Below are 25472 nucleotides of genomic sequence, written 5' to 3'. Positions count from 1 at the left end.
AGAGCCCTGTCATGACGTACGACTCCCTCGTCAACCGCGGCGACTACTTCTCCGCGCACTATCTCGCCGAGGTGCTACCCAAGGACCTCAAGTCGGGCCTACTCCAGACCTGGAAGGACCGGGAGGAGGCCGCCAAGCCGTCGGGAGACGCGGCACCAGAAGCGGCCCCTGACGAACTGGGCGCGGTGCGGGAGCCCAAGGGCGTGGCGCTCCCCGTCACTCCTCGCGCGGGACTGCGCACCCTGCGCCGCGACTACTTCCGGGCACGATCCTTCTTCGCCCTCCCCGAGGACGCCGACGGCGCTGCCTCCGCACCCGACACCGAGGATGACTCGGTGACGTACGCGGACCCCGCTTGGCGGGAGCGGGTGCAAGCCCTCAACTCCGACCTGCTCCGCTCCCTCGGCTACGACGCCAAGCCGCGCACCATCACCGTGGAACGGGCCCGCCAGACCTACGAGATCCCCGTCGCGCACGCCGAGAAGGGTCTGGTCGCCGTGAACTGCGGCTGGGCAGCCGAACCCGACGCAGCCCTGGACCCCGAGGGTCCGGGCCGACTCCTGGATCCGGTGACCCTCGACAGCTCGCACACCCTGGCCACGGGTTCGAAGCTCGCCTCGTTCCTGTTCGCTTGCGAGGACGCACCGCGCTACGTACTGCTCCTCGTCGGCGGAGTCATCGTCCTGGCCGACCGCGCCGTATGGGGCGAGGGCCGCTACCTGGCGGTCTCCCTCGACACGGCCCTGCAGCGCAACGACAGCCGTGCGGGCGGCGAACTCGACACGGTCGCGGCGTTGTTCGGCGCGGACTCGCTGCGCACGCCAGAAGAGGGCGGCGAGAACCCCCTCGCCGAACTCGTCGGCAAGTCCACCAAGCACGCGGTGGGCGTCTCCAGTGAACTCCGCGACGGCCTGCGCACGAGCGTCGAACTGATCGCCAACGAGGTACTGGGGCGCCTGCGCGACCAGGGTGTAGCACCGCAGGACATCGGTGAACTCCCCGAACTCGGGAAGCAGCTGACCCGCGAGTCGCTGCGCTACCTGTACCGCATCCTGTTCCTCCTCTACGCGGAGGCCCGCCCGGAGCTCGGCATCCTGCCGTCCGACTATCCCGAGTACCAGATGGGCTACGGCCTCGGCCGGCTCGGCGAACTCGTGGCCGAGCGAGACCTCATCGACGAGAAGTCCCGCAAGGGCTTCTACCTCTACGAGTCCCTGGACCTTCTGTTCCGCAAGGTCCAGGACGGCTACCGGCCGCGGCGCACGCACGGGGCGGAGGCTGAGGCCATCGGGGGCAAGACCAGCGAGGACCTCGGTCTGCGCTTCGAGCCCCTGCACTCCAAACTCTTCGAGCGCGAATCGATCCAGCTGATCGGCTCGGACAGTGTCCCGGACCCGCGCCACGACGCCGACGAGGCCCTCGCCCGGGGCGAATCCGTCCGCTACCTCGACACCCGACTGCGCAACGCCACGCTGTACGAGGTCCTGCACAAGCTCATGCTCACCAAGGGCAAGAAGGGCGAGCGGGGCGGCTTCATCTCGTACTCGCAGCTTGGCATCAACCAGCTGGGCGCGGTGTACGAGGGACTGATGTCCTACTCCGGGTTCATCGCAGACGAGGAGCTGTACGAAGTCGCCAAGGGAGGCGACGCGAAGGACGGCTCCTGGCTGCTGCCGAAGTCGAAGGTCTCGGAGTACCAGGACTCGGTCTTCGTCAAACGGCCAGACAAAGACACCGGCGAGGAACTGCGGGTGCGGTACGTCCCGGGCTCCTTCGTATACCGCCTCTCGGGCCGCGACCGGCAGACCTCCGCGTCCTACTACACCCCGGAATCGCTGACGAAGGTCACCGTCCAGCTGGCGCTCCAGCATCGCCTGGACCAGGACGGTACGACCACCGAGGCACGGGAGCTCCTGGAGTGGAAGATCTGCGAGCCAGCCCTCGGCTCGGGCGCGTTCCTCAACGAGGCAATCAACCAGGTCGCGGCCGAGTACCTGCGCCGCAGGCAGCAGGAACTGGGCCGGCCCATCGACACGGAGCAGTACGCGGTCGAGCTCCAGAAGACCAAGGCATACATCGCCCTGCACAATTCCTACGGCGTGGACCTCAACGAGACGGCGGTCGAACTGGCCGAGGTCTCCCTGTGGCTCAACACCATGCACCCGGGCATGGAGGCCCCTTGGTTCGGCCTGCACCTGCGCCGCGGCAACTCCCTCATCGGTGGCCGGCGCGAGGTGTACTCGGCGGAGCGCCTGAAGAAGGGTGGCTGGCTGGGCACGACCCCGGAGCGCTACCCGCTGGCGGACGCGCAGGCGGGCACGCCGCTGCCCGAGGGCGCGGTGCACCACTTCCTCCTCCCGGCGAAGGAGTGGGGCGTGGTAGCCGCGGAGAAGGAAACGAAGGCACTCGCACCGGAGGCGACGAAGGCGCTGGCCACCTGGCGCAAGGCGATCACAAAGTCCCCGAACGCGAAGCAGACTGCCCGCCTGCAGGGCCTGGCCCGGCGGGCCGAGTACCTGTGGGACCTGGTGGTGCAGCGCCTGACAATCTCCGAGCGGGAGATCTCTCGGCGCGTCGACGTGTGGGAGGCGGAGGATGGCTGGCTGCGCTCCCCGAAGGAAGCGGTACCGAGGGAGAAGGTCCTGGCGGACCTGCTTGCCGTGGACACCCCCTACTGGCGGCTGAAGCAAGTCATGGACGCGTGGTGCGCGCTGTGGTTCTGGCCGGTTCAGGAGGTGGGGCTCCTTGACGGGACGGACGGACGGTACTCGCGCTCGGAGAACGTAGCCGAGCCAGGCACCGAGACCCCCGACGCGAGTGAAGTGATCCGGACATATGAGGAGATCGACCTCCTCGGCAACGTCACGGTCAAGGAGGTCAAGCGCAGCGACATCGACAGGCGCAGAAAGGGCACTCGCAAAGGAGAGCAGGCCTTCACCGAGCAACGTCGTGATGTGATCCCGCTCGCAGACCTCGGCGACTGGCTGGACTTCGCGGAAGCTCTACTCGGCACGCACGACGTGCCGGCGGAGTCGCTGGTCGCGTCGTTCGACTCGCTCGACGCACTGGAGCCGTACGAGGACCAGTTGCCCGACTGGATGGGAATGGACCGCTCGTACTGGCTGGAGAGCCGGTTCCCGTGGGTGGCGATGGCCAGTGACGTGGCCGAGCGCCTTGGGTTCTGCCACTGGGAGCTGGAATTCGCCCAAGTCTTTGGTGGACGAAGTGGGTTCGACCTTCAGGTAGGAAATCCCCCCTGGGTCAGGCCGCGGTGGCAGGAGGACGTGATTCTAGCTGAGCTAGAACCATGGTTCGTACTGACGGAAAAGCCAAGCGCGGCTGAATGGCGGCTGCGCCGGGACGAGATGCTGCAGGGGAACCTACGCGCCCAGAGGTACCTCCTCAATGAGTTGGCCACGCACGCGGGAATCGTCGCCATTCTCGGCAGCGCCGCCACTTACCCCCTACTGCTCGGCACCCAGGGCGACCTCTATCGCGCCTTCATGACGCAGGTATGGCAGCATGTCGCGCCGCTCGGCAGCGCGGGTCTGATCCATCCAGACACACACTTCGGCGGCCTGCGCGAGGGAACGATCCGGGCGGCGGCGTATCGACACCTTCGAGTCCACGCCCACTTCGTAAACTCGGCAAACTGGGCATTCGAAGATCTTTCTCGCGCTCAGGAATTCGGAATGCATATCTACGGCGAGTCGCGGGAGCCAGACTTTCTACACGTCAGCGAGCTCCGCGATGCGGAGGCCCTGCCCGAGTCACTCACACACAATGGACAGGGCGCCGCCCCCGGAATTAAGCACAATGGCTCATGGGATATCCGACCGCACCGCGAGCGCGTGGTACACGTCAACACCACTCGCCTTGCCAGTTGGCAAGCCTTGACGGAATCACCGGGCGGAGTAACGCAGACTCCTCTTCTGTACCCAGTCCTCAATGGCGAACAGGGAGCAATTGAGGCACTGGCCGCATACGACGTCAGCCTGGCCGACTATGCGCCGATGATCACCAGAGGTTACGACGAAACCCACGCCAAAAGGGAGGGGCTGATCCGCTGGGCAAGTCAGGCCGTCCCTGAACTCGCCGATGTCATTCTCCAAGGGCCGCACTTCGCATCCGCCCTCCCCCTTTCCAAAGAACCAAAGATCCCTTGCCGAAGCAACAGGGACTGGAAGTCGCTGGCGCCGACAGAAATTCACGAATCTCAGATTCCCGTGACTAATTACGTAAAGGCCGCGGACAACGCAACATATCTAGCAGCCCAGGAACTCTGGCTTGAGAGGCCGTATACAGAGTACTTCCGGCTGGCGTGGCGAGTTATGATCCCGTTTGATACAAGTCGCAGCTTGCAAGCAGCACTCATCCCACCTGGTCCCGCTCATGTCATTACGGTAAATTCAATGGCCATTGCAGATGACCGCCTGACCGTCCTAAACTCTGGTTTCTGGGCGACACTTCCACTCGATTACCTGCTACGGATCACCAGCCGCTCGCATCTCCTGGGCAGTGAGGCCCGCAAGATGCCCGCCCCTGACCCCAGCCACCCTCTCGCTCCCGCCCTCCTTCTTCGCGCCCTCCGTCTGAATGCCCTCACCACCCACTACGCCCCACTCTGGTCGGGGCTGTTCGATCCTCGCTGGGCGGGCTATGAGGACTGGGCCAACCCACACTGGCCGCATCTCAAGCCTCTTAGCGCCGGCCTGAAGCCGACCTGGGAGTACACCAGCCCGCTCCGAAACGAGCACGAGCGCCGGGCTGCGCTCGTAGAGCTCGACGCCCTCGTGGCTGTATGGATCGGCATCACCGCCGACCAACTCGTCGCACTCTTCAAGTCTCGCTATCCGCAGCTGTACGACTACGAGGCGCGGACCTGGTTCGACGCCAACGGTCGCAAGATCGCCGAGAACTTCAATACGTATGGCCACGGTCAGACCAAGCAGGACTGGCTCGACTTCGAGGCCCACCTCGACGCCCCCGGCGGCACTCCGCCTCCAGACGGCTACACCGCGCCCTTCTATAAAGCCGACCGTGAGGCCGAAATGCGGGCAGCACATGCACATTTCCAGGCGCGGCTGGAGGCTGAGATTACTGCCGGCCGGTGGACATCCCCGATTCGCGAAACGGTTGAGGCATGAGCCAGCGCAGCAAGAGCTGGTCAAGCGCGTAGCGCATAGGTCGGCCGCGGACACCGAAGCGTCCGCGGCCGACCGCCTGACCGCCTTTGGAGGAGGCCTACAGGGTCACAAATCCGACGAACGCGGTCCACGCGGACGCACCGACCGCAAGGCTCGGACGGGCTGTGCACTTCGAGTCACGGACGTGGGTGGCATGGGGGTATGCGGCCACCTCAAGGTATTCACCGCCGTCCCCAGCACTGTGGTTTGACTTGCGCCACTCCAAGGCAGTCTCGACTCATTCCCCGCCCGAGCCGGTGCTGTAGCTGCTCTTGAACCACACCAGCTGAGCGACGGTTCCGGCGGAGCTTTCTGCGTTCATGAGTCTCCCAGCAACCTCTCGACGAAGATCAGCGATGCGCGCGGAGTAAGCGCCTGAGCCCTGAGGATGCCGTACTGCTCTTCCAACTCCCGAACCGGCTTGCGGTCGGTGTGCAGCCGGCTGTCCTTGTGCCCCTCCACGTAGGCAATCCTCCGCCCGTCGTGTGTCTCGATCAAGGTGAAGTGGCCTTCAAGGCCGGCGTGCTTGTGGGCATCACCTGGAATTCGACGTTATGGCGCTGGCCGAGCAGCATGATCCGTTCGAGCTGTCCGCGCATGGCGCCCCACCCACCCAGGGGGCGTTGCAGGACCGACTCCTCGACGATGAAGCTAATTGTCGGCAGGGGTACACGCACGAAGATTTCCTGCCTGACCAGACGCGCCGCCACACCTCGCTCAACGGCCTCGTCCAGCAGGAGCGGGCGCGACATGACGAACACTGCGCGAGCGTACTCCTCGGTCTGCAGAAGGCCGGGCACGGCCTTCGTCGCGTACACGTGAAGCTCGACAGCCTGAGCCTCCAGTCCCGCCGCGTCGCGGAAGAGCGTCGGGTACTGCGCCCGCGCAACCTTCTCCTTCATCTCCTTGAGGACACCGTCCGCGTCGAGCAGCTCATCCGCCTGGTCGATCACCTCCGGCGGCTGAACCCTGCGCCCCTGTTCGTACGCGGCGATGGTGGAGACCGAGTAGCCCAGCCGCTCGCCGAACTCGGTGCGTTCCAGGCCGGCCCGCACGCGGAAGCGTTTGAGCTGACGGTCGAAGGCCCGCAGCACCCCAGCCCCTGAGCCAGGCTCAGGCCCTGGGTCCTCATCAGCCGATCGCGTCGGTTCGCTCATGCCCGGCATCACCTCCATCGGCCAACGCCGCTCCGCGTCCGCCGTCACGCTCCGCCCCGTCTACACCCGCAGACCGATCGCCTACCACTACCCGCTGTAAGCGCACCGTCCCTTTCCACGGTAGGGGCGTGGCGGAAGCGTCTACCCCATAAACAGCGAAACTTCTCCGGGGCCAAAGCCCTTGAGTTCTCGATGCACTTCGCCCCCTCACCCCGCGGCGCCCGCCTCGCCCGGCGGCTCGTTTCCCACCGGCTCGACACCTGGGGCACCCCTACACTTCCCCCGCCAACGAGACCCTGACGCTGATCGCCGCCGAGCTCACCGCGAACGCCGTGCGCCACGGCCACGTCGCCGGACGGGACTTCCACCTCCGCCTGGCCCGAACCACCGACATGCTCCGCATCGAGGTCACCGACACCCGTACCGAGCGCCTGCCCCTGCTCTCCCACCGCGAGCCGCCCGGGCACGCCGAGTCGGGGCGCGGGCTTCTGGTCGTGGCCCGACTTGCCGACCGTTGGGCGATCTCACCGCGCGCCAACGCCCCCGGTAAGACGGTGTGGGCAGAGCTGTGCGTTTCACGCCATTGACCAGCGGGTTTCAGCTACGCGCGGGATGTCGCGCGCAGCCCCCGATAGGCTCGTCGGTCCGTGTGTCCGCCACACGGGAACCAGGGGGGACAGTGAACGTGAGCACCAGCCACGCGGGCCCGGCCGGCTACCGCATCTCCATCGTCGACGAGGACCCGCTCCGCGCCCGGCGCGAAGCACGCGAGCTGCTCGCCGCCATCGCCGATACCGATCCGCAGGCCGCCCTCGACATCCCCGTCCCCCAGCCGCAGGCAGCCGACGACGGCTCCCTCAAGGGCGGGCCCGTCACGGATCTGATCGGGCTGGTGTTCAGCGGCGGTTCCATGGTCGCCGCCGGTGTCCAGATCTGGCTGGCCCGCGTACCGCAGCGGACCATCGTCGTCACCCGGCCCGACGGGGCCACGCTGAGCATCTCCGGCAAGCAGGCCCGGGCCGACGACCAGCAGATCGAGCGGTTCCTCGCCGGCGGCCCGGAGGACAGCCAGGCGGACGGACCGGCCGCGGAGTGAGTGACAACGACCGGTACGCCATGCTCATCGGTGTATCCACGTACGACAGCGACCGCTACCACGATCTGCCGCCCGTCCGGGCCGACCTGCACTACATGCAGGCAGTACTGGAGAGCACCGAGATCGGCATGTACAACGACTGCTCGATGGTCCCCGAGCCGACGCGCGCCGAGATGCTCCACGCCATCGAGGAGTTCCTGGAGGCCCGGCAGCCCAGCGAGACCGCCCTCCTCTACTTCAGCGGCCACGGCGAGTTCTGCGAAGCCGACGGCCAGCTGTACTTCCTCACCCGGGACGCCAACCCGGACAATCTGCCGGGCACCGCCGTGCCCGCCGAGTTCCTGGAGCGGATGCTCCAGTCGTGCCGGGCTTCCTCGAAGGTCGTGCTCCTCGACTGCTGCTCCAGCGGCTCGGTCGTCCAGGGATGGACGGCCAAGGGCGCGGCCGATACGACCGATCGGCCCGCGCCCAGCACCCTGCTGCGGCCGACCGGCGTCTACTTCATCACCGCATCCGACGCCCTTCAGACCGCCTCCGCCATGGCGCCGGCCGGGTCCACCCTCGGGACCTCGCGGTTCACCGGCGAGATCGTGGAGGGGCTGCGCTCCGGGCGGATCAAGGACAGCGGCTGGATCACTCCGGACGACCTCTTCGAGTACCTCACCTCGCAGATGGTGCGCAATGGTGTGCCCCAGGAACAGCGGCCGACCAAATCCACGTTCCGGGCAACGAGCTCACTGCCACTCGCCCGCTCCGTCGCGCGATCCGTGAATCTGCCCGCCCCGCGATGCCGCCGCCCAGGCTTCCCAGGCCTCGCCCGCCCTGCTGAAGGCACGGGCGCTGGCCGGGCTCGATGCCCGTGACGGCGTCGACTGGCAGCGACTACTGCGCTACTACGTGCACTGCCTGGGCACACAGGCCGCGTCGGGCATGCTGCCCGACCGGGACAGCGGCCGGGGCTCCGCGTACTTCGTGCTGGGCCAGGGGTCCGAGACGATCCAGTCCGGGCTCGGGGGCGCCCTACCCGCCCCCTCCCAGCTGCCGAAGCCCAAGAGCAGAGGCGCCCAGGCGGACGGGGCCGGGCTGCAGGAGTACTGGTACGGCTACCCGGCCATCACCCTTCCCGAGCGTGGCGGGGACGCCCGGCGTCGGACCTCCGTGCAGATCGCGCCGCTGCTGATCCAGCCTATGGAGCTGGCTCCCGACGAATCTGGGCGCGACAGGCTCCGTCCGAGTGGGGTGCCCTCCCTGCACACAGGGTTGGTCACAGAGCTGCTGGAGGACGACGCGGCCGCCGACCTCCTCGCGCGGTGGCAGCCGACCTGGCAGGAGGGCAATGGCACCCAGATGGTGAAGGCCATCAGGGAACTCCTGACCGAGCTCGGTGTTCCGGAGCTGGAGCCCCTCGACCTCTCGTCACTCAACGAGCGGTCCGTTATGGACTCGCTGCGGCCCGGTGCGCACAACGCCGCCGTCCTCCTCGCGCCCTCGGGCGTGGAGCGGGTAGCGACCGAGGCTCTCGTGGACAATCTGCTGCAGATGTCCACACGGACCGCGCAGATTTCCGGCACCGCGCTGGACGCACTCCTGACGGGCGGCGGAGACGACGACACGAACCGCGACACGCCCTACGTCCTTGCCCCGGGTCCGTGCAATGAAAGCCAGGAGCTGGTGATCTCATCGGCGATGACCCGTCCACTGACCGTCGCCACCGGGCCGCCCGGTACCGGGAAGAGCGAGGTCGTGACCGCTGTGGTCGCGACCGCGGTCGCCGCCGGTCAGTCCGTGCTGGTCGCGTCCACGAACAACGAGGCCGTGAACGTCGTGGCCGACCGCTGTGACGAGATCTCACCAGGGCTGCTCATGCGGACCGGCAATGCCGCGGCGCTGGAGCGCGAGGCCGCGAAACTGGAACGGCTGTTGGCCCAGCCCGTCGAGGCCGCGGGCCGGGGGTCGGCGACCGTGGCCGGTGAGCTGCGTAACCGCCACTCCCGGTCGGCCGCGCACCGGGCGGAGGCGGCGCGGCTGATCGGGGACGAGATGCGCCTGCTGGAGCTGCTGCGGCAGCGTGCCCGGCAGGCCGACGGGCTCGGGCTGCCGGTGGAGCTGCTGGAAGCAGCGTGGGCCGGCAACGAGGTCACGGCACTCTCACGTTGGGAGGACCGGGCCCGCAAGGCGGCCGGGGCCGGATGGTTCACCCTCGGCCGATGGCGCAGAGGACGAGCCCTTTCCGCATTCGTCGCCGCATCCAGTGCGGCTCCGGCCGCCCCGTGGCCGTCCTGGGCCTCGGCCCGGCCGGCTCCGCCCGAGCTCGTCCTCGCCCTGGCAGAAGCCGTGGCCGTGGAGGGCTCGGTGCGTGAACTCGTACCGCAGCTCCTCGGCCGGGACGAGGAAGAACTGAAGCGGGCACGGCTGGAGAGCGCCGCCGGATTGTCGGAGCTGTCCGGGGAGCTCGCCCAGGCCGCGGCAACCGAAGCCATGGCCCGAGGGCGGTCGCTCATGGGCCAGCGCCTCCAGGCGCTGCGCCAGCGTTCTGGCTTCCAGAAGAGTCAGCGCAATCTGATGGCGCACCTCAAGGGGTGGGCCATCAGCACCCACTCCGTACGCCAGCTGGAACTCGTCCCGAAACTCTTCGACCTGGTGGTGATCGACGAGGCGAGCCAGTGCTCGATTCCGTCGGTCCTGCCCCTGTTGTTCCGGGCCAAACGGGCTCTGATCATCGGAGATCCGATGCAGCTCGGGCACATTCCCGGGATCACGGCGCAGCAGGAACGTCAGGCACGGGTGCGGGCCGGGCTGAGCGCGGCGCAGCTGGAGGATCACCGGCTCGCCTACCACGTGTACGCCTCGTACCACGCGGCCGCACAACACGGTGAGGCGGCGCTGCTGCTGGACGAGCACTACCGCTGCCACCCGGCGATCGCGGACATCGTCAACGGCTATTGCTATGCGGGCCAGTTGCAGGTCCTCACCGATGTCCGGCGCCAGGTACGGGCGGTCGATCCGTTCGGCGCGGCAGATCCAGCGCCGGCACTGGGCTGGGTGGACGTGCCGCACGGCGAGTCCGCGCGGGGCGGCGGTGGCCAGTCCTGGCGGAACGCGGCTGAGGCGGAGCGAGTACGGGACACGGTGGACGCACTGCTCGCGCGGCTGCCCGAGGATGCCACGGTCGGGGTGGTGACACCCTTCCGGGCGCAAAAGGAGGCGCTGGCCCGCGTCTGGGCGGACGAGGACCGGGTCCGGGTCGGCACCGTGCACGCCTTCCAGGGCGGGCAGCGCGACGTCATGGTCCTGAGCCCGGTGGCCACCGGCAACACTCCGCCGCGTACGACGCACTGGGTGGCCGGCCAGGTCAACCTGTGGAACGTCGCTGTCACCCGGGCGAAGTCACAGCTGATCACGGTCGGCAGCCACGCATTCTGGCAGGGCCAGGCCGGACTCCCCGCTCTGCTCGCGGAACGGTCGGTCGTACTGGGTTCGGGAACGTACACCGACCAGGACACTGCCTTCAGGGCGGAGGCCGGCTCCGGGTTCCGCCAGGAGCTGTCCGACCGACTCCAGGAGTACCTGGGTGCACGCGGCATCACCGATCTGGAGCGGGCGGCCGTGGTCAGCGGCCACACTGCGGACCTGCTGTTCACCGCGGACGGGGCGAATACCGCGGTCCTGATCGACCCCGGCCCCCAGCCCGACCAGGATCCGGCACGCCACCTGCGGTTGCACCATGCGCGCGGCGACCTGCTGACGGGCCTGCCGTCGGGCGGTGCGGGGGCGAAGGCCGGGCCGGTGACACGGACGATCCGGGTCCCGGCCTGGCGGATTCTGGCCGGCGACGCGGTGCTGGATCCGCTGTTCGCCTGAGTCACGCCCCCAGGCTCCGGACGACGTACGCCATGTGCTGGACGTTGCCCACACGGAGCCAGACCGCGGCGTTGCCCGTGCCGGTCGAGCCGTGGCCGCGCGCACAGTCCCGCAGCCAGGTCTCACCTGCACTGGCCGTCGCACCGCGGAAGCCCGGCAGCTCCGCAAGCTGACGGGCTGCCGCCCGGTTGACGGCGGTACGGTCCTCGCCCCGGGCCAGCACCTTGACGAGGACGAAAGAATCCTCGGCGGTGTAGCGCAGCACTCCCCATGCCGGTCCACCGCGGCCGGACGCCGGCTCGCGGCCGATACTCCGGGCGGGCTGGATGCCGTAGTCGCCGTAGCTAAGCCAGGAGATGTAGTCGCGGCTGCCGGCGGTCAGCTCGCGCCAGACGTGCCAGTCCGTGCGGGGTTCAGCGCGCGGTCCTTGCTCCAGCATCTCGGCGGTCACCTCGGGAAAGCCGCCGCTCAATACCGCAGCGGTCCGCCAGGGTGTCAGCGGCATCAGGGCGTCGAGGGCGCGCAGTACTTCCTTCCCGGCGTCGGGCCGGTCCGCGCGGACCGCTCCCAGGTCGAGCAGGAGGTCGGTCTCAACAGCCGGGTCCACACGGGTGAGCAGGTCACGCACGGTACGGGCCGCCGCGTCGTCCCACTCACCCGGGAGCGTGACCCGTATACCGACACCACTCCCGCTGAGCCGGGCGGCCTCCAGTACCGTCGCCTGCTGGGGCTCAGGACGACCGGGACCGGTCACCGGCCGCAGCGGACTCAGCTCACCCAGATCGGACATCACTCCTGCCAGGACACCCAGTTGCGGCTCGTCCGCGAACGGGGCATCGAGCCAGCCCGGCCGATGGCGCTGCACCCTGCTCACTGCGTGCGCCTCGCGCCGTATGAGCGCGGTGAGCAGGTCCAGGGGCAACCCCGGATGCGGGGGGAGGTTCCAGAGCGGTATGACCGACCTCTGCACGGCCGGGCTTAGCTGCTGGTAGGCCGCGACAGCATGCGGACGGGTCGGCAGGACGGGAACGTACAACGGTCCGGACATGGCGGCTCCCCCTTGGCTCAGCCCGTGCCCTATCCCTCTCCCTTCAGGGTGTGCCACCTCGCTATTTCTCGGAATGATGCCTTTTCAGCCCACGTGGCTGGAACCGTCGAAGACCTGGTAGCGCTGTGACCAGCGAGGTACTGTTCGTGATGCTCGGCAGCCAAACGTTGCACGTGGGATATGTGTATGACAGTGCGTCTGCCTGGGAGACGCCTATCGATACCGGCCGCGCTGCGGTCGACCACTGCACGTTGGGGCTGGGTTGAACCACAGGATTCTCGGACTAACAGTGCGGAATTTCCGTACCTTGACCGATGTAAAGCTGCGTCTGGGCCCGCTGACGGTCATGGTCGGACCGAATGCGGCAGGCAAGTCGAACGTCCTGCACGCCCTGGAGCTCCTGGGTGACGTTTCCCGCCTGGGGATCGAGCGGGCAATCGAGGCACGGGGTGGGTTCGACGTGCTCGCCTTCCGTGGCGGCCGTAGGTCTGTGTCCCGCATCGCCATCGGCATCGAGGGCATCTGGTCGGAATTTGCCTCCGCGGAGTATCCGGACCGATACGAGCTGAGCGTGTCCCAGCGAAGGCTGCCTGAGCCGCGTGAGCACGATCGAGTTCTCTTCCGCCATGAGAAGTTCACCCAGCATCCGGGGCCGGGCGCCGCAACCTCTCTGGCTCTGGCGAGCGATCAGCTGATGTTAAACAGCTCGCTGGAGGACGATGGGAAACCGGGTCCCATAGACATTGAACGCATGACCTCAGTGCTCAACCAGCCCGCGCCTCTCCCTCGCACCAGCCCTTCCGCTCGTGCCGCGGCAGAGGTGACACGGCATCTTGAGCAGGTCCGGGTCTTCGACCCCGATGTTCGTCTTGCGCGGAGGCCGTCCCCTATCACCAGGTCGGGGCAGCGCCTTCACAACGACGCCTCCAATCTGGCCGATTTCCTGAAGAGCCTCTGGGAGCACAGAAGTACGCGCGAGGGCGAAGAAGGCCGTCGGTTCGTCTGGGAGGCGCTGCTTAGAGATGTCAGGGCAGTAGTGCCTCAGATCCACGACATCCATCTCGTGGATGCTCCAGGCCGGGCGGACTATATCTCGGTCGAGCTAGAGGAAACGAGCCTACGCGGACGCACTCGGTTGGAAGACGCATCCTTCGGAACGGTGCGACTCCTTTCCCTCTTGGCCATCTTTCACGACCCTAATCCCCCTCTCCTGACCTGTATTGAGGAGATCGACCACGGCATCCACCCACATGCGTTGGAGCTACTGGCGGGAAGACTGCGTGAAGCCAGCCGTCGGGCTCAGTTCCTGGTGACCACGCATTCACCGGCGTTCGTCAACGAGCTGGAACCCGATGAGTTCGTCGTTTGTGAGCGTGGCGAAGACGGAGCATCTGTCATCCCCGCCCTCACGGCGGATGAGGTCCGGCAAGTAATCGAAGCATCCGAGGGCATGCCCATGGGAGACCTCTGGTTCGCCAACACCCTTGGAGGCGGCCTGTGAGGCCCAAGGTAAGGGGGGCCAAGGGTAAGAGCCCGGTCATAGTCGTCGCGGGTGAAGGCGACAATGACCGGCAGGTCCTTCGGCACCTCATCGCTGCCGTCCACCCAGGGGCGAAGATCGTCGACGTCAAGAAGAAGACTGCCCTCAGCCAGGCGGACACGTCGCTCAGTCCCCGCGTAGCCGAGCTTCGCCGACTGTCTCAGGCGCGTTCGGTGGGGGCGGAGTTGGCCGGGATCGTCGTCCACGTCGACCTCGATGCCGTGGACGACGCAAAATACATCAGGGTCCGTCAGCGCATCAGCGCCGAGCTGCGCAAGGAGTTCAACTGCCCATCGGCGCTGGCTCTTGCCGCCTTCGAGATGGAGGCATGGCTGATGCAATTTCCCTCTGCATTCACCAAGGTCAACTCCCGCTGGATCCTCCGAGAAAGATACAGAGGCTGCGATCTCACCAAGGTGGACACGCCGAAGGAAAAGCTAAGAGATCACGGCTGGAACCCTCCATACGAAGAATCCTCCGCCCCTGAAATCATGGGGCACGTCTTCGGATCGAAGGACGGGCACATGGAACCGGATGGCAAGAACCGCTCCTATGAGGAGTTCATGGCCGAGCTGCGCTCCTGGTAGTCGGCTGTTCTGCCCTCCGCGCAGTGGCACAACGACTGGTCTCGGCGCCATCGCCCCACTTCACAGCACGTATACGGTGGTACCGATCATCAGGGCATAGGCAAGACAAAGGGGATCGTCGTGAAGCCCACCATGGCCGCCGCCCAGCTGCGCGGCAGTCTGACGCAGTACCTCACGACGACGTACGCCCTCGCCGACGAGGACACCCGCCGGGCGCTGGAGCGCTTCCTCGGCCACCCCGAGACGGGAATCTTCCGAGGCCCTTACCTCCGGATCAGGACCCCGTTCCACCGTGCCGACGACGGCTGGCAGCGTGAGCTCGATTCGACGGCCGGCTTCCCCGGCTTCGCGCCGTACCGGCACCAGGCCAAGGCATGGACACGGCTGTCCACCCTGCACGGCCCTGCCCAGCCGACGCTGGTCACCACTGGCACCGGCTCCGGCAAGACCGAGTCGTTCCTCATCCCCGTCCTCGACCACTGCCGCCGTCAGCGGGCTCAGGGCCACCGCGGCATCAAGGCGGTGCTGCTCTATCCGATGAACGCACTCGCCACCGACCAGGCCGGGCGTATCGGCGAGTACCTGAGCCGGCCGGAGCTCGCGCAGGTCACCGCGGGCCTCTACATCGGCGACCGACCCGACACCGACTTCCGACGGGTAATGACCCGGCGCGAGGAAATGCGTGTCACGCCGCCCGACGTGCTGATCACGAACTACAAAATGCTTGACCTCCTCCTGCAGCGCGGTGAGGACCGCTCGCTGTGGGAGGGAGCCGACCTCGCCTACGTCGTGCTCGACGAGTTCCACACCTACGACGGCGCCCAGGGCACCGACGTGGCGATGCTCCTGCGCCGCCTGGCCTCCGCGACCGGTGCGTCTCGGCCGGGCAGGCCGCTCGGGTCCATCTGCCCGGTGGCGACGTCGGCCACCCTCGGCGAGGGCACGGCGGGCAAGGAGGCCGGCGGCATTCTCGATGTCGCCGCGCGCGTGTTCGGAATGCCCTTCCCCGCCGACTCGGTCGTCGGGGAGGAACGGATGTCGGCCGAGGAGTTCACGGGCGCCGTCGACTACGAGCTTCCGGAACCGCCGACGCCCCAGGAGGTCATCGCGGTCTCCGGCGGTCCCGGTGTGGAGGCGCAGCCCGATCTGTTGGACCTGGACGGTCTGGCCGCCAAAATGCTGGGCCGCTCCGGCCTCGACGCATTCCGTATCGGCCGGCTCCTCAAGCGGCACGACTTCACGCACGGCGTCCTGTCGCTCCTGGGCGGGGAGCCGTTGGACGAGTGGGGGCTACGGGACCGGCTGGCCCGGTTCGGATACGCCTGGGGGCGTACCGCACGGGAGAATCCGCAACTGGTGCTCCAGGCCCTGTCTCGGTTTGTCGCCCTGCTGTCGGCCGCCCGTGACCCGGATTCCGATGAGCGCAACCCTCGCCCGCTCCTCCACATCGAAGCGCATCTGTGGGTGCGGCCCGTCACCCGCGTCCTGCGCGGCGTAGGGCCGTCCCCTGAGTTCCGCTGGTACGAGGACAACCGCACCGCAGCACGCCGGGCCGCTCTAAGCGCCGCTCCGCTCGCAGACGAGGAGCCCGACGGACCCTCCGGCGGCTGGCCGTCGACGATCCGGCCGCAGCCGCTGCCGGGAACGGACACGGCCATCCGCCCGGCCGAGGTGCACCTGCCTGCCGTGTACTGCCGCAACTGCGGGCGCTCCGGCTGGGCAGCTCTGTCCCCCGAGACGGATCCGCAGCGGCTGGTCATGGCGCAGGACCGGATCTGGCGGGCTGCCGTCGGGCGGGACAAGCGGCGCATCCGCTATTTCATCTCCGCCACACGGCGGGATCGGCAGCGGGTACTCGACGCCCTGACGGGAGCCCGGCCGTCGGACGGCGGAGTCGATCCCCTGTCGGTGGTGGTCCTGGACGGCGGCCAGGGCACGTACCGGTTGCCGGTGGCCGCGGACGCCTCGGAGCTGGTCGATGCCTGGTTCGCGCTGGCCCTGCTCGACAAGAAGACGGCCGACGGGGCTGCGAAGGACGACCGCTGCCCGGCCTGCCACACTGACAACAGCATCCGCTTCCTCGGTACCGCGCAGGCAGCCCTCGCGTCGGCGACGGTCACGCAGCTGTTCACCGGGGGTGACATCGCGCTCGTTCCCGAGGAGCGCAAGACGCTGCTCTTCAACGACTCCACGCAGGACGCGGCACACCGGGCCGGCTACGTGGCCAATGCCTCGTACAAGTTCTCGCTACGGTCCCTCCTTGCGCACAACCTGGATGAGTCGGGCGCACCGACCGCGCTCAACGACCTCATCGGTCACGTGCTGGAGTCCGTGGACGATCCCGAAGCACTGGCCGCCGTCGTGCCACCCGACCTGCACGACGAGCCGGGGGTCGACCGGCTGCTGTCAGGGCGAGGAACTGGCGATGCCCGCACGTGGAAGCTGATTGGCGAGCGCCTCGCCTTCGCCACCGTGATGGAATTCGGGCTGCGCAGCCGGATGGGGCGCACCCTGGAGCTCACGCGGACCGCCGCAGCCGAGGTCGTCGTGGAGGAGCCCGACCGGGTCACGGACATCGCCCGCGATCTCCACCTGTCCCTGCCGGGGCAGCTCCTCGCCACGGGCGGGCTGCCCACGCCCGAGCGCTACCTCGCCTACGTACGGGGAATCCTGGAGCGGCTCCGGTTGCGCGGCGGGGTGCACCACCGCTGGCTCGATACCTGGATGAAGGAGGCCGGCACCAACCGCTACCTCATCTCCGGCCGCAGGCCCGACGGCATGCCCGCCTTCCCCAACGGCGTCGCTCCGCCGCGCTTCCTCCTGGACGGGCAGAAGGACAAGTCCGAGTTCGACGCCATCACCGGGCGGCTGGGCTGGTACCAGGACTGGACGCGCCGGTGCCTGAACCTGGATGCGGCGGGCGCCACCGAGTACTTGCGCAAGCTGCTTCCCGCCCTCGCGGACGGAGGCGTTCTCGCGGCACGGACCACGAAGGACCGGCAGAGCAGGATCTACGGGCTGCAGCCTGGGCACATCCAGGCTCAGCTGCTCGACGACTCCGTCGTCAACAAGGCGTTCGTGAGTTGCGAGGACTGCGGCTGGCAACAGGTCGTGCCACCCGAGCGCTGCACCCGCTGGTACGGGCACCCTTGCCCCCGCTACCGGTGCAGGGGGCTGTTGACGGCACCCCAGCCTGGCATGCCACGCAGCGGATCCAGTTCTTCCGGCTTTGGTTCGTCCGTGCGCGAGCGTGACTACACCGGTGACTACTACCGCCGGCTCTACTTGACCGGCGGCACCTTCCGAGTGGTCACGGCAGAGCACACGGGCATGCTGAGCAGGCCGGAACGGGAGCGCGTCGAACGCAGTTTCAAGGCGGGCACCCACTACACCGACCCCAACGTCCTGTCGTGCACGCCGACGCTGGAACTCGGCATCGACATCGGTGAGCTATCCGCCGTCCTGCTCGGCTCGCTGCCCGCCGGGCCCGCCAACTACGTGCAGCGGGCGGGCCGGGCCGGACGCCGTACGGGCAACGCGCTCGTCGTCGCCTTCGGTGGGCGCAGGGCCCGCGATCTGTACTACCTGGACGAACCGCGCGAGATGATCGCCGGTACGATCCTGCCCCCGGGCTGCTACCTGTCCGCTGTCGAGATCCTGAGGCGGCAGTACACGGCACGGCTGCTGGACCTCGCGGCACGAGGCGAGCTGCTCACCTCCGATGGTGAAACGCTCGCTCCGGTCCCTCGGCTGTCCTCAGCGCTCTTCGGCACCACGGGCTGGTGCCAGGACCTCGCGGACGCGGCGCAGACCCACGGCGCCGTATTGGTCGAGGAGTTCCTCGGTCTCTTCCCGGACGGCGGCGGCCCCGAAGCCTCGGACGGCGCGGGGGTCTCCACGTATGCCGCCGCAGAACTGAAGGCTTACGCCACCGGCGGGATCGTCAGGACGCTGCAGGAGGCCGAAGAGGACTGGACGGGGCGGCGCGAGGAACTCCGCCGCAGGATTGCGGCGATCGACGAGGCCGCCGACCATTTGGTCCGTACGGACACCGTGCAGGACCGCGAGCGCCGCGAGCTGCTCGCGGAGCGGCGCAGCGCCGGGGACCTGCTCAGGGAGCTGAGCCAGTCGAGTGCCCACGGCACCCTGGTCGAGCTGGGCCTGCTGCCGAACTACAGCCTCACCGACACCACCACCCAGCTAGAAGCGACCCTGTACTGGACGGAGACTCCGGACGACGAGGAGGGCGCGCGGGCGGAGAATCCTGCTGCGGATGCAGCCGGTCGGGTTTACCGCAGTGAGACGCGCGACTACGAGCGCTCCCGAAAGCTGGCCCTGACCGAGCTCGCTCCCGGCAACAGCTTCTACGTCAACGGCTACCGGCACGTCGTGCGCGCGCTCGACGTCGGCACCCCGGACCGTCGGGCATGGTCGGTGTGGCGGCTCTGCCCGTCGTGCGGCTACGCCCGTACACAGGACGCTAAGGAAGATACGAGTCCGTGCTCCCGGTGCGGTGGTCGGGAAATCGCCGATGCCGGATGCGTGCAGTACGTGCTCCAGCCGAGACGGGTCATCGCTCGTGACAAGCGGGACGACGCCCGGGTGCGGGACGACCGCGACGAGCGGGACCGCCGGCACTACGCGGTGCTGACCACGGTCGACATCGACCCCGAGCGAATCGCCCCCGGCTCCTGGCGCCACGAGACGGCCGTGTTCGGCGTCGACTTCACCCGCCAGGCGAAGATCCGGACGTTCAATCTGGGGCTCGACCGCGAGGAAGGCAGCAGCACGGCGCCGGTCGCAGGTGTGGACGTACGGCTCAATCCCTTCTATGTCTGCACCAGTTGCGGAGGAGCAACGGCAGAGGGACGTCCCGTGGTGGACGTGCCTCAGCACGCGCTGACGGAATCCGGGGCAACAAGCACCCCGGCAGCAGCACACCATTTGCTGTGGTGCCCGCGCCGCCGGGCCAAGGGAACGTCCACCAGCGAACAGCAGGGCAAAGGCCAGGATGTCCCCCTGCTCCTGGCCCACGAGCTGAGCACCGAGGCCGTGCGTGTCCTGCTACCCGCCTCCGTAGCCCGGGTCAAGGAACGTCTGGCCTCGTTCACCGCCGCGTTGTTCGCGGGAATTGCCGCCCAGTACGGCGGCGACCCGGACCACATCGACATCGCCGAGGCGACGATGCCCGATCATGCAGGCGCTGACAGCTCGGACTGGCCCCGCCGGTTCCTCGTGGTCTACGACCGCCTGCCCGGAGGCACGGGCTACCTGCACCGGCTGGCGTCCGCCGAGGGCTTCCGGGACGTGCTAGTCAAGGCTCGCGAAGTCATCGAGAGCTGCACTTGTCGGGAGAAGGGGCTCGACGGCTGCCACCAGTGCCTGCTGCGACGCGTCCCGGCCGCCGACTACGACAAGGTCAGCCGCAACGAGGTGCGGCAGATGCTGGACGATCTACTGGGCGCGGACGGTGAGCGGTGGCAGACCGCTCCGGTCGAGACGACCCGGCACATTCCGCTGGAACGCCAGGCGGAGAGCGACCTCGAAATCATGTTCATCGACACGCTCCAGGACTGGGCCAGACTGTCCGAATCCCAGGCCTCAGCCGACGCGTACACCACGTCGGCGGGCACGTACGCGCTGGACCTGCGGCTGACGTCGGCCGAGGGTACGACCGTGAGCTGGCGTGTCTCGCAACAGCGCGCACTGGACGGCACACGGCCCGACATACTCCTCGAACGCCTCGATGCGCCGAGCCCGCGTGTCGCCTTGTACCTCGACGGATTCGCCTACCACGCGACCCCCGTACACAACCGGTTGGCCGACGATGCCACCAAGCGGACCGGGCTGCGCAGCGAAGGTCTGCGGGTGTTCCAGTTGACGTACGACGACGTCAAGGAATGGCGGGAGCGCGTACGCGACACCGGATATGCGGGGGCGGGCCCGGTAGACCCCGTCTGGGAACCGTACGGGTCGGATGCGCAGAAGCGGGCACGCGACTACTACAGCCGTGTCGGCAAGGGGCTGCCCGGCGAGCTGTCCGACACCGTGTGGGTCAACCCGGCCAGGCTCCTGCTCGCCTATCTCCGGTCGCCCGACGCTCTGCGCTGGCAGCGCCGTGCCGAAGCAGCTGCCGCTGGCCTGATCGGAACGGGGGGCATCAGCGGTACCGCTCTTGGCGCTGACGCCGTCGGTGCGGGCATCCGGGAAGCACTGCGCGCGAACACCATCGCCGTCCCTGCAGGGCCCATCCGAGTGGTCCACGGGCCAGACGCCTCCGGTTGCCACCTCGTGCTGGCCGCAGACGGCCGGCGCACACCGCCGGTGTGGAGCGCACTTGCGGTCCTGGACGACAGCGCGGCGGCCTTGGCCGACACGAAGCCGCATCGGCGCCGCTGGCGGGGCTGGCTGTACTGGAGCAACGTGCTGCAGTTCCTGGACCATGGCGGTGGCGACAGCGCGCAGCTCACCAGCAGTCTGCTCGACGGATTCTCCACCGACGTGCTCACCGTGACCGGTGGCGAGGGATGGCTGCCCTCCGCCCGGACCAGGATCCCGGAAACCGAGCCCACGGTGGTCGTCACCTCGACGACGGCTGCCGTCGAGGTCGGGGCTGTCCGCGACAGCGAACTGCGGATCGTCGAACCCGAGTCGCTCTCTGCCCCGTCATTGGGAAGGGATCCGGCGTGGGATCAGGTGCTGGAGTATCTCGATGAGGAGGAGGACGGGCTCGTCGACCTCTCCCGGGTGCTAGCCGATGCGGGAGTGTCCGCCCCCCAGGCCGGCTACGAACTCAACGAGCGCGGCTGGCAGGCTGAGCTGGCCTGGCCCGCCCTCCGCATCGGAGTGGTCCTGGCCCCGCGCAGCGGCGGCGGCCCTGATGCCACGGATCCCGACTACGAATCCGCCGACCGGGACGAAGCATTCGCGGCGGCCGGCTGGGACACCCGTCCTGCTACGGCTTGGTCGGCTGCCGAGCTGATTGCCGGGTTGACCGAACCGGACGAGAACCACAACAGCACCGACAACGGGGAGCACGGGCGATGAACACCTCGGGCGTGACGCTGCGCCTGCTCGACAAGGCCGACAAGGAGATCCTCAAGCTCCCCCGCACGGTCAAGGGCGCATTCTTCGACTTCCAGCACAGGTTCAAGGCGAATCCGCACACCACTGGGCTCAAACTCCAGCAGCTCAAGGGCGACAGCCGCCTGTGGTCGGCGCGCGTCAGTGCCGACTACCGGGCGCTGTTGCTGAGACTCGCCGAGGACGACTGGCTGATCGTCTCGGTCAAAGACCGCAAGGACGTCTACGACAGGCTGTCCTACGGGGTCAACCACATCACAGGCGGCATCGAGTACGTCGACCTGGAGGTGGTGGAGGAGAGCGTGCTGCGACGCCTCACCCCCGCACCCTCGACCCCTGCCTCCGCTCCCGAGCCGGTCAAGGCCCGCGAGCTGTTCTCCGACTGGTCGGATACCCAGCTGTCGGATCTCGGCGTCGCCGAACCACTGCTGCCGGTCATCCGGACTCTCACCACCGAAGACCAGTTGCTGGGACTGATCGAGTACGCCCCCCAACTCACGGGGGAGGTTCTGCTCGCGCTTTTCGACGGCAAGTCGTTCGACGAGGTGCTCGACCAGGTGACGGCTCCCGTCGCCGCTACCGAGCCGGTCGATACGGAAGACTTCCAGGCCGCTGCCCAGCGTCCGTCCACGGTGGTGACCACCTCTGACGAAGCCCTCCGAGAAGCACTGGAGGGTGGAGACTTCGGCCGCTGGAAGGTCTTCCTTCACCCGGCGCAGGCCAAACTCGTGGAGCGGCGCTACTCGGGGCCGGCCAGGGTCGGGGGCGGCCCCGGCACCGGCAAGACGATCGTCGCCCTGCACCGGGTACGCCATCTCGTACGGCAGCTGCCGCCCGGGCGTGACAAGCCGGTCCTCTTGACCACGTACAACAAGAACCTCGCCGCGGATCTACGCTCCCGGCTGCTGGAGCTGGGCGGCGAGGAACTCGTGGCCCGGGTCGATGTGAGCCATGTCGACCAGCTTGCACTGCGGACCGTGCGGGAGGCCGAACCCGGCAGTGGCAAGCAGGCGATAGACGACAGCCAGGCCGTGCGCGAGTGGCGTGCCCTCCTGGACGAGTTGGGGGCGGACGGCTGGGACCCGGAGTTCCTGCACGACGAGTGGACGCAGGTGATCCTCGGCCAGGCCGTCGCGACCCGGGCCGACTACTTCCGTGCCCGCCGTGCCGGGCGCGGCCGCAGCATCACCCGCGGCGAACGCGCCGAGATCTGGCAGCTCACCGAGCGCTTCGCTCAACGGCTCGACCGCCTCGGACGGCAGACCTGGGACCAGGTGGCGGAGCGTGCCGCGCGGCTGGAGATCGGGCGCGAACAGCGCATCCTCTCGATCGCGCGTCAGCGGGAAGAGGCGGGCGGCCTGGACAACATCCATCTCCAGGACGGCTCAGGAGGCTGGCTGCGCTACCGATACCGGCACGTCGTCGTCGACGAGGCGCAGGACCTGCGTCCCGCGCATTGGAAGATGCTGCGCGCGATGGTTCCCCACCAGACCGATGACCTATTCCTCGTCGGTGACACGCATCAGCGCATCTACAAGAACCAGGTGACGCTGGGAAGCCTGGGAATCAACATTCGGGGCCGGTCTTCGAAGCTGAGCCTCAGCTACCGCACCACGCGCCAGATCCTGCGCTCCGCTCTCGACGTACTGGGCGAGACGGAGTACGACGATCTCGACGGCAGCGAGGAGACACTGGCCGGCTACCGGTCCGTGCTCAGCGGTAGGCCTCCGGCGGGGCACTCGTTCGCGGACTGGGCACAAGAGCGCGAGGGTATCGCTGCGCTCATCAAGGAGTGGGATGACAACCCGGAGTTGACCATCCCACACGAGCAGATCGCGATCTGCGTTCCGACGAACCAGATGGCAGCCGAGGTCGGTTACACGCTCGGACTGCACGGCATCCGTCCGGTGGAAATCCGCGCTGATGGGCCCAACGGCGACGGCGGAGTGCACATCGGCACGATGTTCCGGTTCAAGGGGCTGGAGTACCAGCGAATGATCATTGGCGGCGTCACGGACGGTTTGGTCCCGCGGGATGCAGTCAACCAGCTGCGGACCAGTGATCCAGTCCGCTTCCGCCACGAGATGCAGCGAGCCCGGTCCCTTCTGTTCGTGGCAGCCACACGGGCCCGGGACAGTGTGGACGTTTTCTGGCACGGCGCACCCAGCCCGTTCCTGGGGTCCTCGCTGACGAGAGAGGGGTAGAGGCCGGACGGAACCCAGCGGGCGAAGCAACCACCGAAAGATCGGCGCCTGCAAACCCCTTGAACGACTTCTACCCCCGCCAGGCGGAGTGCGGCTGAGAGCATGCCTCTGAGGCATTTCGCACGGTGGGGAGTTCAGGTGCCACGAGAGCTAAACGAACGGCAGCAACAGGTACTGCAATGGGTCGGTCAAGGCTGCCCTGACGGCGTGTGGGAGGGGACCGCGCACAAACTCAGCTGCCAAGCCCTTCACAGCCGCGGAATGGTCAAAGTCTCCAGGCGTCAGGGGCGGTGGTCCGTCGCCCTCACCAAGGCCGGCCAGCAATACCTGGACGACGTATCCCCTCCCCCTGAACAGCCTCGCAGCGGAGACACCGTGCCCGCGCCACGGGCTGGAATCCAGTCACCTGATGTAGCCGAGGGGGAGAAGTCCAGCGTCAAGGCAGCCCCGCCTGTGGCATCGTCGAGAACCAGCCCCCTCCCGCGGAAGAAGGCCAAGACCGTCACGGAGCAGCTCCTGGAGGAGCTTGCCGAAGCCGGCGGCCGAATCGTGAAACGCGAAGCCACCGGTCGGGAGACCGAGAAATGGCCGATCCGTGTTGCCGCAGCACGGCGGTCAGGAAAGATCCCTGCGACCAAGGAACTGCACGCAGGCTGGTGCCGCGACGGATACGAAATCCGGCTGGTCGACACCCCAGCCTGGCGGTTGGCCGTGCTGTCACCCGTTTCGGTACCGGCACGGCTCCCCACTCCGCACCCCGTGGTGAGAGCTCTGCAGGCGCACCCCCAGCCCATGGCACTGACCAAAGCCGTGCAGGGCAGAGCCTTCCGCCTCATCCACGCACTGCTCACCGCAACGCAGAAGCTGGGGTATGTCAGCGCGTTCGGTACCGCCGAGAGTGCACCTGCCCCTCATCGCCGGCGCGGCGGCTCTCCCCACTTCACCATCACAGCCCAGGGCCAGCGATGCGATTTCCTCATCCTGCAAGAACAGGACCGGACCGACCACATTCCCACGAAGAAGGAGCTCTCGGACGCTGAGAAGCACTCCTGGGTGCGGATTCCTCGGTACGACTACTCCCCCGCTGAACGCCTGAGGATCTGCATCAGCGGCGGGTCACGACACAGGGCCGACGAGTGGGCTGACACGGCCGCACGCCCTCTTGAGCACCAGCTCGCCGAAATCGTGCAGGAAGTGGGGCTCAGGGGTGAGGCTGCCGAGCGCAAACGGCTGGCCGACCTGGAGGCCGCACGGGAGAAGCGGCTCCGGTGGGAAGCCGCTATGGACCAGGCAAAGATCGACTACGCCGAGGCAGTCCGTGTCCAGCGACTCGAAGGGCAAGAAAGGGCATGGCGTCGCGCAGCGGACCTGGCCGAGTACATCGACGCCCTCCGCCTCCACACGCAGAACCTGCCGACTGGTACGGAGAGGGACGGAGCCGAGGCATGGATCGCTTGGGCCTCGGGCCATGTGCAGCGGCTGGACCCACTCAACGGGACGCTCCGCCTGCCGGACATTCCCGAACCTCGCGCCGACGATCTCCAGCCGTTCCTGCACGGATGGAACCCCTACGGGCCCGGCTTCTAGAAGTAAGACACCTTGACAATGTCACGGAACGTGTTTGGCGCGGTCGGTCAGAATCTGGTTCCAACACGGACCGACTCGACTGCCCAACGCCAAGAAGGACACCTCCCTCGGCAAGATCACAAG

12 protein-coding genes and 2 pseudogenes are annotated in these 25472 nt (G+C 67.8%); 11 read left to right on the top strand and 3 right to left on the bottom strand.

Annotation, left to right across the window (positions count from 1 at the left end):
- The first annotated feature begins 11 nt into the window (after positions 1–11).
- Positions 12–5147: a class I SAM-dependent DNA methyltransferase gene (locus ACFYM0_RS17425; protein WP_388501978.1), complete on the top strand. Its 5136-nt coding sequence runs from the start codon at positions 12–14 to the stop codon at positions 5145–5147.
- Positions 5148–5244: 97 nt separating this feature from the next.
- On the opposite strand, the gene ACFYM0_RS17420 is transcribed toward ACFYM0_RS17425, so the two are convergent.
- Positions 5245–5412 carry a DUF397 domain-containing protein gene (locus ACFYM0_RS17420; RefSeq protein WP_388501975.1) on the bottom strand — a complete coding sequence of 56 codons (168 nt, stop codon included), beginning with the start codon at positions 5410–5412 and terminating at the stop codon, positions 5245–5247.
- A 92-nt stretch (positions 5413–5504) separates the two neighbouring features.
- Positions 5505–6343, bottom strand: a pseudogene (locus tag ACFYM0_RS17415) (helix-turn-helix domain-containing protein).
- 332 nt (positions 6344–6675) lie between these two features.
- Between ACFYM0_RS17415 and ACFYM0_RS17410 the strand changes: the two are divergent.
- From ACFYM0_RS17410 to ACFYM0_RS17390, 5 genes and pseudogenes are all read left to right on the top strand, one after another.
- Positions 6676–6930, top strand: a complete 255-nt coding sequence (locus ACFYM0_RS17410) for an ATP-binding protein (RefSeq protein WP_388501974.1) — start codon at positions 6676–6678, stop codon at positions 6928–6930.
- Between the two features lie 98 nt (positions 6931–7028).
- Complete coding sequence (locus ACFYM0_RS17405) at positions 7029–7439, top strand: hypothetical protein (RefSeq protein WP_388501972.1); 411 nt, start codon at positions 7029–7031, stop codon at positions 7437–7439.
- Entirely contained in the window at positions 7436–8302 is an 867-nt protein-coding gene (locus ACFYM0_RS17400) for a caspase domain-containing protein (RefSeq protein WP_388501970.1), read from the top strand. The genes ACFYM0_RS17405 and ACFYM0_RS17400 overlap by 4 nt, the downstream gene beginning before the upstream one ends.
- A gap of 67 nt (positions 8303–8369) precedes the next feature.
- Positions 8370–10118: pseudogene (locus ACFYM0_RS17395) on the top strand (AAA domain-containing protein); the annotation flags it as partial.
- 51 nt (positions 10119–10169) lie between these two features.
- A complete protein-coding gene (locus tag ACFYM0_RS17390) occupies positions 10170–11300 on the top strand; it encodes a DEAD/DEAH box helicase (RefSeq protein WP_388502375.1) in 1131 nt (376 codons plus the stop codon).
- Position 11301: 1 nt separating this feature from the next.
- Here ACFYM0_RS17390 and ACFYM0_RS17385 read toward each other — a convergent pair whose 3' ends face one another.
- The gene (locus ACFYM0_RS17385) at positions 11302–12348 is read right to left on the bottom strand and encodes a beta family protein (protein ID WP_388501968.1); all 1047 of its coding nucleotides are present in this window, start codon (positions 12346–12348) and stop codon (positions 11302–11304) included.
- Positions 12349–12637: 289 nt separating this feature from the next.
- On the opposite strand from ACFYM0_RS17385, the gene ACFYM0_RS17380 reads away from it, so the two are divergent.
- From ACFYM0_RS17380 to ACFYM0_RS17360, 5 genes are all read left to right on the top strand, one after another.
- Complete coding sequence (locus tag ACFYM0_RS17380) at positions 12638–13849, top strand: AAA family ATPase (RefSeq protein WP_388501966.1); 1212 nt, start codon at positions 12638–12640, stop codon at positions 13847–13849.
- Complete coding sequence (locus ACFYM0_RS17375) at positions 13846–14475, top strand: hypothetical protein (protein WP_388501963.1); 630 nt, start codon at positions 13846–13848, stop codon at positions 14473–14475. The genes ACFYM0_RS17380 and ACFYM0_RS17375 overlap by 4 nt, the downstream gene beginning before the upstream one ends.
- A gap of 120 nt (positions 14476–14595) precedes the next feature.
- Positions 14596–21522: a DEAD/DEAH box helicase gene (locus tag ACFYM0_RS17370; RefSeq protein WP_388501962.1), complete on the top strand. Its 6927-nt coding sequence runs from the start codon at positions 14596–14598 to the stop codon at positions 21520–21522.
- Positions 21519–23762: a UvrD-helicase domain-containing protein gene (locus ACFYM0_RS17365; RefSeq protein WP_388501959.1), complete on the top strand. Its 2244-nt coding sequence runs from the start codon at positions 21519–21521 to the stop codon at positions 23760–23762. The genes ACFYM0_RS17370 and ACFYM0_RS17365 overlap by 4 nt, the downstream gene beginning before the upstream one ends.
- 453 nt (positions 23763–24215) lie before the next feature.
- Positions 24216–25349 (top strand): hypothetical protein, encoded by a 1134-nt coding sequence (locus tag ACFYM0_RS17360; protein ID WP_388501957.1) that lies wholly within the window; start codon positions 24216–24218, stop codon positions 25347–25349.
- The last annotated feature ends 123 nt before the right edge of the window (positions 25350–25472 follow it).

It is taken from the genome of Streptomyces sp. NPDC006487, assembly GCF_042870555.1.
Classification (GTDB): domain Bacteria; phylum Actinomycetota; class Actinomycetes; order Streptomycetales; family Streptomycetaceae; genus Streptomyces.
The sequence above is the reverse complement of the archived record's forward strand: the minus strand, read 5'-3'. Positions and strand labels throughout refer to the sequence as shown.

Bases quoted from the DNA above. Each gene is read 5' to 3' on its own strand.
- ACFYM0_RS17390 (WP_388502375.1), top strand. From the start codon at position 10,170: ATGCAGCTCGGGCACATTCCCGGGATCACGGCGCAGCAGGAACGTCAG.
- ACFYM0_RS17425 (WP_388501978.1), top strand. From the start codon at position 12: ATGACGTACGACTCCCTCGTCAACCGCGGCGACTACTTCTCCGCGCAC.
- ACFYM0_RS17365 (WP_388501959.1), top strand. From the start codon at position 21,519: ATGAACACCTCGGGCGTGACGCTGCGCCTGCTCGACAAGGCCGACAAG.
- ACFYM0_RS17385 (WP_388501968.1), bottom strand. From the start codon at position 12,348: ATGTCCGGACCGTTGTACGTTCCCGTCCTGCCGACCCGTCCGCATGCT.